At 62.2% G+C, this 12,049-nt stretch carries 16 protein-coding genes; 7 read left to right on the plus strand and 9 right to left on the minus strand.

What is annotated here, in order from left to right; translation table 11 throughout:
- Positions 1-8 precede the first annotated feature (8 nt).
- On the minus strand, positions 9-635 hold the full coding sequence (locus tag GA0061098_RS10270) for a transglutaminase-like cysteine peptidase (RefSeq protein ID WP_091956215.1): 627 nt from the start codon (positions 633-635) through the stop codon (positions 9-11).
- A 193-nt stretch (positions 636-828) separates the two neighbouring features.
- On the opposite strand from GA0061098_RS10270, the gene GA0061098_RS10275 reads away from it, so the two are divergent.
- Both GA0061098_RS10275 and GA0061098_RS10280 read left to right on the plus strand, forming a co-directional pair.
- Positions 829-1,566 (plus strand): metallophosphoesterase family protein, encoded by a 738-nt coding sequence (locus tag GA0061098_RS10275; protein WP_091956216.1) that lies wholly within the window; start codon positions 829-831, stop codon positions 1,564-1,566.
- Between the two features lie 62 nt (positions 1,567-1,628).
- Positions 1,629-2,291, plus strand: a complete 663-nt coding sequence (locus GA0061098_RS10280) for a hypothetical protein (protein WP_091956217.1) — start codon at positions 1,629-1,631, stop codon at positions 2,289-2,291.
- Between the two features lie 3 nt (positions 2,292-2,294).
- Here the strand turns inward: GA0061098_RS10280 and GA0061098_RS10285 are convergent, their stop codons facing one another.
- Complete coding sequence (locus tag GA0061098_RS10285) at positions 2,295-2,744, minus strand: hypothetical protein (protein ID WP_245323212.1); 450 nt, start codon at positions 2,742-2,744, stop codon at positions 2,295-2,297.
- A 238-nt stretch (positions 2,745-2,982) separates the two neighbouring features.
- Here GA0061098_RS10285 and GA0061098_RS10290 point away from each other — a divergent pair, with 238 nt between their 5' ends.
- Positions 2,983-3,360: an Ig-like domain-containing protein gene (locus tag GA0061098_RS10290; protein ID WP_091956218.1), complete on the plus strand. Its 378-nt coding sequence runs from the start codon at positions 2,983-2,985 to the stop codon at positions 3,358-3,360.
- A gap of 427 nt (positions 3,361-3,787) precedes the next feature.
- On the opposite strand, the gene GA0061098_RS10295 is transcribed toward GA0061098_RS10290, so the two are convergent.
- Positions 3,788-4,033 carry a hypothetical protein gene (locus GA0061098_RS10295; protein ID WP_091956219.1) on the minus strand — a complete coding sequence of 82 codons (246 nt, stop codon included), beginning with the start codon at positions 4,031-4,033 and terminating at the stop codon, positions 3,788-3,790.
- 186 nt (positions 4,034-4,219) lie between these two features.
- Between GA0061098_RS10295 and GA0061098_RS10300 the strand changes: the two genes are divergently transcribed.
- A complete protein-coding gene (locus GA0061098_RS10300) occupies positions 4,220-5,437 on the plus strand; it encodes a hypothetical protein (RefSeq protein WP_091956220.1) in 1,218 nt (405 codons plus the stop codon).
- Positions 5,438-5,448: 11 nt separating this feature from the next.
- On the opposite strand, the gene GA0061098_RS10305 is transcribed toward GA0061098_RS10300, so the two are convergent.
- The 3 genes from GA0061098_RS10305 to GA0061098_RS10315 all read right to left on the minus strand — a co-directional run bounded on the left by GA0061098_RS10305 (position 5,449) and on the right by GA0061098_RS10315 (position 6,618).
- Positions 5,449-5,685, minus strand: coding sequence for a hypothetical protein (locus GA0061098_RS10305; protein ID WP_245323214.1), 237 nt, complete (start codon positions 5,683-5,685; stop codon positions 5,449-5,451).
- Positions 5,686-5,871: 186 nt separating this feature from the next.
- Complete coding sequence (locus tag GA0061098_RS10310) at positions 5,872-6,288, minus strand: hypothetical protein (RefSeq protein ID WP_091956361.1); 417 nt, start codon at positions 6,286-6,288, stop codon at positions 5,872-5,874.
- Positions 6,289-6,330: 42 nt separating this feature from the next.
- Positions 6,331-6,618 (minus strand): hypothetical protein, encoded by a 288-nt coding sequence (locus GA0061098_RS10315; RefSeq protein WP_091956222.1) that lies wholly within the window; start codon positions 6,616-6,618, stop codon positions 6,331-6,333.
- Between the two features lie 958 nt (positions 6,619-7,576).
- Between GA0061098_RS10315 and GA0061098_RS43635 the strand changes: the two genes are divergently transcribed.
- The 3 genes from GA0061098_RS43635 to GA0061098_RS10330 all read left to right on the plus strand — a co-directional run bounded on the left by GA0061098_RS43635 (position 7,577) and on the right by GA0061098_RS10330 (position 10,557).
- On the plus strand, positions 7,577-7,762 hold the full coding sequence (locus tag GA0061098_RS43635; protein ID WP_129590830.1) for a hypothetical protein: 186 nt from the start codon (positions 7,577-7,579) through the stop codon (positions 7,760-7,762).
- A gap of 703 nt (positions 7,763-8,465) precedes the next feature.
- Positions 8,466-10,052, plus strand: coding sequence for an EAL domain-containing protein (locus tag GA0061098_RS10325; protein ID WP_091956224.1), 1,587 nt, complete (start codon positions 8,466-8,468; stop codon positions 10,050-10,052).
- Positions 10,053-10,191: 139 nt separating this feature from the next.
- A complete protein-coding gene (locus GA0061098_RS10330) occupies positions 10,192-10,557 on the plus strand; it encodes a VanZ family protein (RefSeq protein WP_091956225.1) in 366 nt (121 codons plus the stop codon).
- 46 nt (positions 10,558-10,603) lie between these two features.
- On the opposite strand, the gene GA0061098_RS10335 is transcribed toward GA0061098_RS10330, so the two are convergent.
- From GA0061098_RS10335 to GA0061098_RS10345, 3 genes are all read right to left on the minus strand, one after another.
- The gene (locus GA0061098_RS10335) at positions 10,604-11,050 is read right to left on the minus strand and encodes a CHRD domain-containing protein (RefSeq protein ID WP_038949582.1); all 447 of its coding nucleotides are present in this window, start codon (positions 11,048-11,050) and stop codon (positions 10,604-10,606) included.
- A 152-nt stretch (positions 11,051-11,202) separates the two neighbouring features.
- A complete protein-coding gene (locus GA0061098_RS10340) occupies positions 11,203-11,484 on the minus strand; it encodes a hypothetical protein (protein WP_091956226.1) in 282 nt (93 codons plus the stop codon).
- Positions 11,485-11,592: 108 nt separating this feature from the next.
- The gene (locus tag GA0061098_RS10345) at positions 11,593-12,039 is read right to left on the minus strand and encodes a hypothetical protein (RefSeq protein WP_091956227.1); all 447 of its coding nucleotides are present in this window, start codon (positions 12,037-12,039) and stop codon (positions 11,593-11,595) included.
- Positions 12,040-12,049 lie beyond the last annotated feature (10 nt).

Consider the following 12,049-nt stretch of genomic DNA (forward strand, 5'->3'; position numbering starts at 1 on the left):
GCGGGTGATCAAACCGCGCGATCGCCGAGTGAGGCCCAGTAGTTCGGGTTCTTGGGCGACTGAATGCGGACCCAGCGATAGGGCTTCTTCGACCACGGCAGAATGTGGCCGGAGAGATTGTCCAGCACGAGATCGCCGGCGAAGGTGCGCACTACGACCACGAGATGATGCTCGCCCCAGGTGGTCACGACCTCGCTGAGCAGCACCGAGCGCGCCGGAAAGCCCTTGGCGATCAGTTCGTGGCGTTTTGTCACAGCGTAATCGTTGCAGTCGCCGCTGGTCGGATGAAGCAGCCATTTCTCGCCGCGCAGCCCTTCCAGATTGGCCTCGGGACGGATGGCGGTATTGACCTTCTGGTTGACCTCTTGCATCTGCGCCAGCCGCTCCGCCGTAAGCTTCAGGCGCCCGCCCCTGAACACGATGTGCTGCGGCCGCGGCTTGCACTCGTCCTTGTACTTCAGGCAAAACAGCGTGAACGCCATTGGCGCCAGCGTCGGCTGGTCGAACTTGATGTACTGGATGGCCCCGCGCAGCCCCAAGGGCGCACCGACGAATGCGGCTTCAGCGCGCTGCTGCACCCCTGCAGCAACAACGATGGCGGCCACGGCCGCCAGGAACTTTACAACTCTGCGCATGTCGCGCTCCCCGTTCTTGTTGGGGAGACGCTACGCGAGACGTCTTGAAATACGGCTCAAAGGCCGCGCGATCCTTTAATAAAAATGCAGGCGCCTTGGTCGGAAACAATTAAGAATACCGATGTGTGACTTGTTCTGCTAAGAGCCATCGCGACGTTCCGCTCGTGACGCTGGAAGCGATTCGACCGACCTGATGGGCCTTTCCTCACGCTTTCGAAAGAAGACCAAGCCTCGGCTTCCCGACGGCGTTCGCGTCTATGCCATCGGCGACGTGCACGGCCGCGCCGATCTGCTTCAATCGCTGTTAACCGTCATCGACGTCGATCTGGCCCGCTCGGCCCCCGAACGGGCCATCCAGGTCTTTCTCGGCGACTACGTCGACCGCGGCCCGGACTCGCGCGCCGTTCTTGATCTGTTGATCGAACGCTCGAAGACACACGAGACGGTTTGCCTCAAGGGCAACCACGAGATCTTCCTGCTCGAGGTCCTCAAGGATCCGGCCCGCCTGCAGGAGTGGCGCCACTATGGCGGCCTCCTGACGCTGGTCTCCTACGGCATCACGCCGACCATGAATCCGTCCGCGGAGCAGCAGGTCGAGCTGATCGAAGGACTGAAGCGTGCACTACCGCCCGAGCACCTCGCCTTCCTGCAGCAATTGCCTTCGTCCTTTACCTGCGGCGACTTTTTCTTCGTCCATGCCGGCGTCAAGCCTGGCGTGCCGCTCGAGCGCCAGAAGGATGAGGACCTGCTCTGGATCCGCGAGGAATTCCTCGCATCCGAGGAGCGCTTCGGCAAATACATCGTCCACGGTCACACCCCGGTCAGCGCGCCCGATATTCGCCCGAACCGCATCAACATCGACACCGGCGCCTATGCGACCGGAAACTTGACGCTGCTGACGATCCAAGGTGATAGTCTGCTCGCAATTTGAGAGCCCTGCTCTCGTTTCAATCCCGTGCTCGCTTCGCCCTCACAGGCCTCGTCGATTTCACCATGAACCGCATGTTCCTGCTTCGCGTCATCGGCATCTGCACTGCGATCGTGCTGGCGCTCCATGCCGGCATGACGTTCTACGGCGATCTCATACGACCGAACTTTCGCGCGAGCGATTTGTTCTCGGGTGAGATTCCGCCCGAGAAGGCCAAGCTGGCGGCCGGCGGTGTCTTGGCATCAGTTTCGCTGGATGGCGACCTGCTCGCGAACTACGCGGCGGCAATGGCGGCTGACGTTCTTCACCGTCCTTCAACCGATGCGGCCGGACGGGCCAGCGAGAACAAGGCCGCCCAAAGCGCCGTCGTCGCTGCCTTGAAGGTCTCACCGATCAGGCCCGCGCTCTGGCTCACGCTCGGCACGCTGCAGGCCCAGGCCGGCGAAGCGGCAACGCCTGCGGTGAAGATGTCCTACTTGACCGGATCGGTGCCGATCGACGTCGCCTTCGCTCGGGTCCGGACCGTGACCTCGGGCGCGGCTGCGACGGACGAGGAGATCAAGCTGCTGGCGCAATCCGACATCCGCTCGGCGCTCGCCAACCGCTCGCGTTACGAACCGCTGCTGATCGCGGCCTATGTGCAGGCAACTCCGCAAGGCAAGGCGCTGCTGCTCGAGACCACGAAAGTGACCGATCCCAAATTCAACGAGATCTTGCGGCGGTACTGAATTTCAGCGCATCGATTTCGGGTTGACCGGCACGAAGTCCTGATCGCGACGCGGTTGGTCGGATCGCCCCTGATAGACGAACATGCCCTTCTTGGTCGTGACGATATCGCCTCGCTGCAGGCTGTCGTCGCGGAGAAGGCGTTCGGTCGCGACAAGGTCCGTATCCTCCGGAATCGGCTTGTAGAGCTCGGGATGGTCCCGCCGCTCGCGCGAAACCTCCTTGGCGCGTCGCCGTGCGTCCTCGATCCGCTGCCGCCATTCGTCGCGCGTTACTTCTGGCTCGCTTGGTGGAAGATAGTCGCTGAGCGAGGGCTCCGGTTCGGCCTGAGCAAGACAGAAGCAAGGGCAGGCGAGACCAAGGCCGAGGGCAGCGGCAAGGGAAACGACAGCTCGAGACAGCGTCCCAAACCGCCTTCCGTCATCTTGCGAATGGTCACGTCGAGCGGTTCGCACGCTGATCACTCCAAAGACAGAGCATAAGGACGACCATTGGCCGGAAACCCCTTATGCCCGGCTCATCAATCTATACCTTTGCCAATTGCAAGAAAGCGAATTCGCAGGCAAGCTTTGCGCTTTAGCTTGCAACCTCGTCTGGCACGAAGTTGACGAGCACCTGGCGAGCCCGAGGAGTCGAAGACCTCGTTAGCTCGCTGATATTCTCTTCGGGAATTGCGCGTGGAGCTGCCGTCGCATGCCTCAAAAACCCTTGTTGCTGCTAGCTGCCTGCATCGCAGCTTCCGCTGCGCTAGTCATGGCGGCTCACGCCAGTCCGCTCTGCATCAAGGAACGGACGCCGTTCGAACTATCGGGGGACACGGTGACGTGGACGCTGACCATCCAGCCTGGATCCGACTGCATCCAGGGCCTGCGTTGGTCGTACATGCAGATCTTCAAGGTATCGGTCGTGAGCGGACCATCAAGGGGACAATTGACCGTGGTCGGGTCCGGCTTCCGCTATCTGGCAGCAGCCGACAAGCAAGGCCCCGATAAATTCACACTTCTGATCTCGGGTAAAAACCTTCACGGTGCAGGGACATCGACCCTGGAGGTCGAGGTCAATCCTCAATAGCTCGCCAAGACGCCGCTCTCTTAGGGGACAGGAGCGTTCCTGGATTTACCGAAAATCGAGCACGGCGGCCGAATGGCTGATGGTTGGCGATGTTCTCTTAGGCCAGCCGGCGGCACACCTACCGCCTACTTGAGGCACTGCCCCGGGTTCTGTTTCCGTAATAGGGTATGGCTCGCCCGCCGCGGGTCAGGGGCGCCTGGATCCGGCTCGGGTAATTCGGCGTGGCCGTGCTGCCCGACGGCTGCGACGGATTGACAATGATCACGTTGCGATTGGGCGTCGATGGGTCATTGACGCCCTGGGCCCAGGCAGCGGCGGGCACAAGCAACGCAATGGCGATCAGAACTGGTCGTTTCATACGATATCTCCCGAGCATGAACGTCAGGGAGGCGATCACCGTTCCTTCACGGTTCGTTGGGCGGCGGCCTCAGCGGGGAACGGCAACCAGCTTGCCGTCTCGCCAGACGCCCTGGGCCGACTTTCCAGCAGGCAGCCTGCCTGAAAGGTTCCGAACGGCGGTCGGCCGCGAGGCAGCCTGATTGGTCTGCGCCTTTTTCGTGGGGGTCGTGATGATGCTGGAGCTCGTGGTGTTGGCCTGATCCTTGGTCCCTTGCGCAACGGCAGGCGAAACCAGGAAGGTCAAAACCGTGAGGACTGCCAGAACGCCGCGCATGGTCGAGCACCAGAAAGAGAAGAGCTTGGCGAAATGTCACAGGTTCTCGCCCAAAAGCAAGCACCTTCGAACACCGCGCGAGGCCTTTGCGGACCCGCCAATCGAAGCCAAACCGCCTCAACTCGAGACGTTTGAAGCGGAAAGACCTAGCGAAATAGCCCTATCCGGGCTACTTGATCGGCCTTGATGACCGACTCCGGTGAAACTGCGGCCAACGCTCCCTCGGCGCAACAGATCAAAGCCGGGTTTATCCGTCTCCTGTCAAGCCGCATCCGCGCCGTATCCGACGATCCCCGGCAGATGCGGGAGATCGTCTATGAGCTGGCGCGCGTCAAGCTTCTGGAGCAATTTACGCATGCCGACGCGCGGGAATCGCGCGAGCTTCAGCAAGTCCTCGAACGTGCCATCAAGGAGGTCGAGCGTTCCTTCGAGCGTAGCGCCGCGTCCGAGCCGCAAAAAATTGTCGCGGCAACCGACGTTCCGGTCCCGCCCCCGGGCCATACCCCCGCTCCCCCGCCCATTCCGATGTCGTCACCCGTTTCCGCTTCGCCGCCTGCTGCGAAGGACGCGGAAGCCGCGCGCCGTCCCGTGGCTTCGCCGCGATCGCCGGATCAACCCAAACGGAGCGGCGCCTTCACCTTTCTGGTTCGACTGGCCGGCATTCTCCTGCTCATGGCCGGCGCCAGCACCACGGTGATCTATTGGCCGCGTTTGAGGACCCACTTGTCCGCACTGTCACAATTGGCGCTGCCATCCGAGCGCGCGCCGGGCAACCCCGAGCCCCGGCCGGCCACCGCCCCGCCCCCGTCGGAGAGCGTGAGTGTCGAACGATCGCCCGACAGCGCAAAGGAGCCGGCACCACCTGCACACCCCTCCATGCCTTTGCCGACGACCTTCGGCGTCTACGCGTTGAACGAGGGGCAACTCCAGGAACTGAAACCGGTCCCCGGAAAGATTCCAGACCGCCGCGTTGCGATCTCGGCGGCCATCAACACGCCGAGTGCAACGACCCTGACAAGCGGAGATGTCAACTTCATCGTGTTCAGACCGGACGGAAGCATTGAGGCAAGCGTGACCGAGGTTCGAGTCGTCGCGAAGGTGTCCCGGTCAATGGGCGTCGATGCCTCCGGTAAGGCCGCCATAGTCAACGCGGGCGATTCCTGGGTCATTCGCAGCATGTCCTACCCCTACAAAGTGGGGCCGGTCGAGGATCAGCAGAGGATGCTGTTGCTGCAGCCAGAGCAGGACGGCTTCACGCTTTCGCCGGGCCGCTACATCGTCGTCGTCAAAGGCATCGGCTACGATTTCACCGTGGCAGGGACGATCACCGATCCCAACCAATGCGTCGAACGCATCAACGCGGCGAACGGCGCGTTCTATTCTCCCTGCCCGCCGCCGCGTTAGAACAACGGCCGCTACTTACTAGGCTTGCCGTCCTTGGCCGCCTCCGCCGGCGCGTCGTCGACCTTACCGTTGTTCGCGACGCACTTTTGGAAGTATGCGCGCTGATCCTTGGCCGTTCCCTTGGCACTCCCGGCCGCCGGGTTGCCGATTTGCCTGGGCGGAAACGCCTTGGCCACCGCCGCTTCGCATGCGCGCGCCACTTCGGCGGTAATGGCCGACGCCGTCGCCGGCGCAGCCAATGTCAACACGCATACCAATCCAACCAACCTTCGCATATTCCTGACCGGCACCTTGCTGCTCCCTCGAAGCGTGAATGCTTGCCGGAACCATAGCAAAAAGGATCGACGCGCCAAACGGCAAACGGCTTCGAATTGTCACGCGGTCTGCCCTGTGCGTCTCGAAGGATGGCCGAGCGCGCAGCAAGAGCTCCAATACTAGCTGTTGAGCTGCGGCGGCTTGAAATTCGGAAAACGCGTGAGCATTGCGGTCTTGACGAACTTCAAGTGAGCAATGGTGCTTGCCAGCTCCTTGAGCCGCCGCTGGCCATTGGAGATGTCCGCCGCGAAGAGATCCTGGTGATGATTGTCGAGCGCCTCCCGCTCGAGGTACTCGTCGGTGCCGTTTCCAAAGGTGACGGATGCACGCGCAAGCGCGTCATCGACACGTCGACTGAGCCCGACCTGCTCCTTCTCCGCATCTCGTAGCGCCGTGTCGATGGCGACCATGACGGCGTCGACCCTCGCGCGGTCGGTCTCAGCATCACGCTCGGCGGAGCGGGCTTTGAAGCCCTTGTCCTCGCGGCGCGAGCCGAGGAGGTTGTGCGCGCGTGCTCTCAGGAACAGCTGAAACATGTGGGCCATCCCCATTTTCGAGATCTAAGCCGCTACCATCGGTCAGGCATAGTTAACAAAGCCTAAATCCTGCGTCCGCCCCGCCTGGCTTTGGACGATCCATACCCGCCAGGCTCCTTCGTGCTTGGAATAGAGCTCAAGCCACCGAACGTCGTCAACCGCGGCCGCTCCCGTGCCTGCGCCGGTTTCGGCCCCGACTTGCGTCTCCTTCGGAGCAAGATCCAGCGTCTCGAATTCCGCCGTCTCTTCCAGCGAAAGGCCGATCAGAACACGATGCCCTTGCGCGTCAACAAAATACCTGCGCGGCGCGTTCTGCCGTTGATCAATCATTCGAATGACCCTCGCTCATGATCCAAGGACCTGGAAGATCTCTCAGATGCCGGCCATAGCTACAAACAAAGGCAATCAAAATAAGAGCGCAAGTCGTCGCGCCCAGCAACGCAATCAGCCACGTCATCTACGCCTACCCGCGCGCCCTCCGGAAAGAGAGGGCCCGAACTCGCAATGAACTGATCCGTCTTAGGTTGCCTTTCCTGGGCCCTCAAGGACGGCGACAGATTAACCTAACCGCACATGGTTATTTCGACTTCGCCACGACCATGGGGCAGCACGCGCGCGGCCTGCGGTTACGATGGCCCCTGGGTGCGACCAGCTTCCATCGAGGCAGGGGTATAGGGTGCATAAAGACGATATCGCGCCGATCGCTTCCGCGAGCGCCACGCCCGTACGGCATAGCCGCAGCCAAAACCCGCTGCGAAAATCGAAATCAAAACCAAAGCAGCTAACATTGGAATATTCCCACGTTTGCCGGAACGTTCCTCCCGCGCTCATTTTCATCTTTTCGTTGTGTCGACTTCAAGATCGCCACCGCTGAAACTTTTGTCAGACGAAGATGAAGTTTGTGCAACGTGATGCTTGAAGATTGGTCGGCACGCGAGTGCACAGAGCGCGGAGAAGAGGCTCCAGTTCTTTTTACCAGAACTCGCCACGCCGACACCATGAACCCTCGTTCATCCTGGCGCTTCAAACGTCGACCGGCACGGATGAGACCGCCGTCGGAGGGCGCGCATCGGATTCGCCAGCGAAACACCGTGGTTATACGGAGCGTCGCGCATCGATTTCATCGCGGTAAGGTTGAGCAGTTAGCTTAATCCGCGTTGTTTGTTGCGAAGTCTCACCGATCGCATATCCATCTCGCACCGGGCTCCCCCAAGCCCGGCCCCACCCTAGCAAAGCCGTCGAGCGAACATGGGTCGCTTGGCGGCTTTGTCGTTGTGTCGACAAGAGGATGATTTCGGTTATGGCGCGCAAGCCCTGGTCGTTCAAGGAAGACCGCCGGCTCATGGAGCTGGCCAAGTCTTCGGCTTCGCTGGAAGAGGCGGCGAAAGTTCTCGGACGCTCGCCTGATGCGATCAAGCGCATGGCCTTGCGGCTTGGTCTTTCGCTGAAGCCGAAGACCGGTAAGAAGGGCTAGTCTTGGAAACAGTTCGTCGAGGACCAGTCCAGCTTTTCACCCTGCAGGACGGAACCAAAGCAACCACTGGATGTTATCCAGACCTCGCAGTGAGGTCTGGCAGTGGTCCATTTTGCCATTTCCGCAATGTTGATTTGGCTGGCGATTAACATCGCTTTCGTGGTGCTTCGGCTGCGGGCCGCCCGTGATCCCGCAGCGCCCCACACCGACAGGTCAGGCAGAGCTTATCCAGAGGCCGTCTCCACGCGTCCCCGATGAGCGCGACTAAGCGTCCTGCCTTCAGTCCGCCTGGCCTATTCAGACCTAGTTGCGCGTCTTCTTCTGGGACCCCATCCCAGGGCTGGTGCCGTAGTTGGGTGTCCCCGTCCCCTTGAAAGCTCCACCCATGCTGTCCGAACCGGAATTCGTCGCTGTGCCGCTGCGGGAGGTGGGCTGAGTGCCCGATGGCTGGTCTTTGGTTCCCTGCGCCCAGGCCGCGGAGCTTCCGACGACGAACGACAGGAGGAGGAGGCTTAACGTCCTGATCATACTGCTCAACTTTCCATGCTCGGGCCGCGCGACCATCAGTCGGGCAACCCCTCGGTAGCCCTTCCGGACCGGTGCGCCCGTTAAACCCTATCTTAGCCCCCGCTGGCTAGAATCAATTCCCAAAATCAGTTCCGAGATCAATCACCAAGCCCCTCCTGAATTTCGCCTGGACCGGATGAGATTACAGCGGCCGAACCTCTCGTTTGCGGCGCTCGTTGTTGCGAGCACGATGGCGTTCGGGCTGGCGGGCCATTTTGCGGCATACGGCGTCATTCGCCACCAGCAGGCGCACCAACTGAACGAGCTGACCGAGGTCGTTCTGCGCCGCTCCGAATTTGCGGTCGATTTCGCCGCGGCCAGCCTGGACGAGCTCGCCAAGCGCGATCTTGCCAGCTGCGCGCCGGCAGCGCTGCAAGCCATCCGGCTCCACGTCTACCAGCGCTCGGCGATCAAGGACGTCCGTCTCGTCAACCCGGACGGATCGGTGATCTGCTCGGCCTATTCCGAGACCCTCGAGTTCGACAAGGGATGGGCGGATCGGCGCGACATGCTGCCCTCACACGACACGAGGCTTTCGCTGTTCCGCGTGGAGCAGTTCGGCGGCGACGCATTGGGCGTGCTCAGGGACGTCAATCGCAGCTCCGCGCTGGTCGCCATTGTCGGCATCAACGCTGGCCTGTTCGATCTCATGCCCGCCGAGTTGCGCGCGCACAGCGAGGTGATCCTCGCCTTGAGCAATGGCGAGAAGCTCGGCGAATTCCGGCTCGATGCCGACAGGCCCCTGCCAGGGCCGATCAGCTTCGACAGGCATTCCACGCGCTTTCCGCTTCACGCTACGATCCGGCTCGAGCAGGCCGTGCTTTCGAGTTGGAACAGCGAGGCGTATTGGCCGGCGCTCGCAGTCGCCCTCGGACTTGGTGCACTGTTCGGCATCCTGCTGGCACGCAGCCGCCGGATGGAAGGGCCGGTCGCCGATCTCGATCGCGGCCTCGCGGCCGGCGAATTCAAGCCCTACTACCAACCCATCTTCGACCTCAGGACCGGCCAGATCACGGGCTGCGAGATTCTGGCGCGCTGGGTTCGTCGGGACGGCTCGGTGGTGCCGCCGATGAACTTCATTCCGCTGGCCGAATCCAGCGGGCGCATCCAGGTGATGACTTGGCAGATCCTGAAATCGGCACTCGCCGACCTGCAGGGCGTGCTGAAGGCGGACAAGACCTTCAAGATGTCCGTGAATGTCGTGCCCAAACACTTGCTGAGTGCCGGCTTCGTCGAGACGCTGCGTCGCACGGTCCTGGCGGCGAGAATCTCCGCACGCCAGATCGTGGTTGAAGTCACCGAACGCGATGAGCTCGACGATCTCGCGCACGCCGCGACCGTCGTGGCCGAATTGCGCGACCACGGCTTCCGCGTCGCCATCGACGACGTCGGCGTGGGGCACAGCGGTCTGTCGCGGCTGAAGGGGCTCGGCGCCAACACGATCAAGATCGACAAGTTCTTCGTCGACACCATCACCGTGGATGCATCGACCACGACGATCGTCGAGATGTTGGTCGCGCTCGCCAAGGACTTCCGCATGACGGTCGTAGCCGAAGGAATCGAGACCGAGGAGCAGCGGCGCGCCCTGATCGCCTCCGGCGTCGAGGAAGGACAGGGCTATCTCGTCGCCGCACCGCTGCCCTTTGCGAAATTCAGCGAGCTGGTCGATTCACGCCGCCACTCCGCATCCGCAGCGCCGGCCGGCGACGTCCTGGTGGCCTGACCATCTTCGTTCGACTGCCTCCGGGCCGGCGATGGCGGCCAGGTTTTGGGCGGCCCGCGCCCCCGGAAGAACGACGTGGCGTTTTAACGATGTTCTCGTCTTTCGAAGCAGAATGGCCCTCGAGCGGCTATGGTAGGCCATGCGTCGAAATCACCTCATCGCAGCCGCGGGAATCTGCCTTGCCCTCATCGCCTATGCCACCCTGGCGAGGCTGGCGGGACGGCCGGCGCTGATGGGGCATCACGAGGCGTATTGGATCGTCGTCATCGAGCGCTTCAGCGCCTACGGCCTGTTGGGCTTCCTGCTGGCCTTCCTGTTGCCCGGCCGGCTCGCTTTGGCCTGCTCGCTCGTCATCGCAGTCGCGAAGGGGCTGGAAGTCCTGCAAACGCTGACCCCCGATCGTGATCCGGGTTTCCTGGACGTGCTGCAAAAGGCGGCAGGAGGCACCGTCGGCGTCATTCTCGCCCAGACGATCCTGGCGTTCTTGCCTCGGCCGCCAGCCTGAGGCCCACGGCGCTGACAAAATTCTTCAGCGCCACGGCGACATCCCCCTACTTCATCATCTGCCCGCGCAATTCGCCGCCTGGGTTCGCGGCCGTATGAATGTTCGCGTACCATTTGCCGGCCAATAGATCCGCTGCCTGGGCATCCGTGAGCGTGGCGCTGCCCTGGATAGGACTCTGGACCGTCTTGAAGGGCAAAGCGATGCCGGCGTTCTTGCCCGCATCACTGGGGCCATGAAAATGGGCCCCCATCGCCGGACCCGTCAGATTGGCAAACGTAATCGTATAGGTCAGGACTTTGGTCTGGGTGTCGAACGCGGCCTCGGCCTTGCCCGAACCGGACGAGCCGTTCGGAGGCACTTCATTGCTGCCCTTGAGGTCGGCCTGCAGCTTGACGACCTCCGCACGTGACGGCGCGGTTGTGACGATCAGCAGCCCACCGAGCATCACCGTTCCCAACAGCGTCACGCCGACCCGATACTTGGCTTTCCTCATGGCATTCTCCTACAGGCTCTACGGCCCGATGCGGTTGAAACCCCGGCCCCGGCTTGAAATTCCGGAGACGAGTCTATGCCTGATTCGCGAAAAGCTGGCGGGGATCCACCGGTGGCGCGTGGAACGACCTGCGCGCCCTGACGCCAAGCGAGCTAGGCTGCCCCGCGCTCGCGGAACCCGGTCGGGACCAGGAGTTCGGCCATCTGCCTGTGCGTGCTCTGGAGCGCCTCGATGGCGCCGTCGAGATCGAAATCGGCCTCGCGAACGGATGCGAAGAACCTCGCCGTCAGCGCGAGGTCAAGCTTGACGCGCGTTGCGCCGTCGCGGCTCTTGCGGCGGTCGAGCGACAGATGGATGGCCCGCATTCTGGCTTCTGCCGGCGTACAGCCGCTGAGTGTCGCCAGTTCGTTATATGTCATCCAGATCTGAGGCATGGTCTCGTCCGTCCTTTATTGCCGCCTCATCCTAGCTTTCCGCGCCTGAATGCACTGTTGCCAAGGCCCGGTCGCAGCCCGCTTCGCTGCGATAGCGTCAACGCAAGACTAAGATGCGGGAGGCCTGGAAGGCGCAGGAAATTGGCGCGGCCGCGAACGGCTGTCGAGACCCTTGGGCAATTTGTCATTGAGCTTCACGACGGCGCCTCGCGCTTCCACAGCCGGCGCATCTTCCTGGCTGTAGATCAGCGTCACCTCGAACATCACGTCGGGCGCTTCCCTGGCCGTTCCGGAACAAGTCGCCATCGCACCGCTGCACACGCCGGCGAGGCTGACCTCGACCTCGTCCAGACCGAACACGGTCGGCGGTCCCTCGGCATAGCGCCGCGTGGTCAGGATGGCCGTGAAGCGCTGATCGTCATCGAACTGATAGGAGCCGCCATAGGTGAAGAAGCTGTCGCTGCCGGAGATCCGTCCCTCCGCCAGATGCACGATACCCGTGCCCTGGCCGCGCGGGGTCCTGAACCAGGCCGCGTATTTGCCGTCTCGCATCATGGAAATGTCC

Origin of the sequence: Bradyrhizobium shewense, from assembly GCF_900094605.1 — a bacterium.
Classification (GTDB): Bacteria; Pseudomonadota; Alphaproteobacteria; order Rhizobiales; family Xanthobacteraceae; genus Bradyrhizobium; species Bradyrhizobium shewense.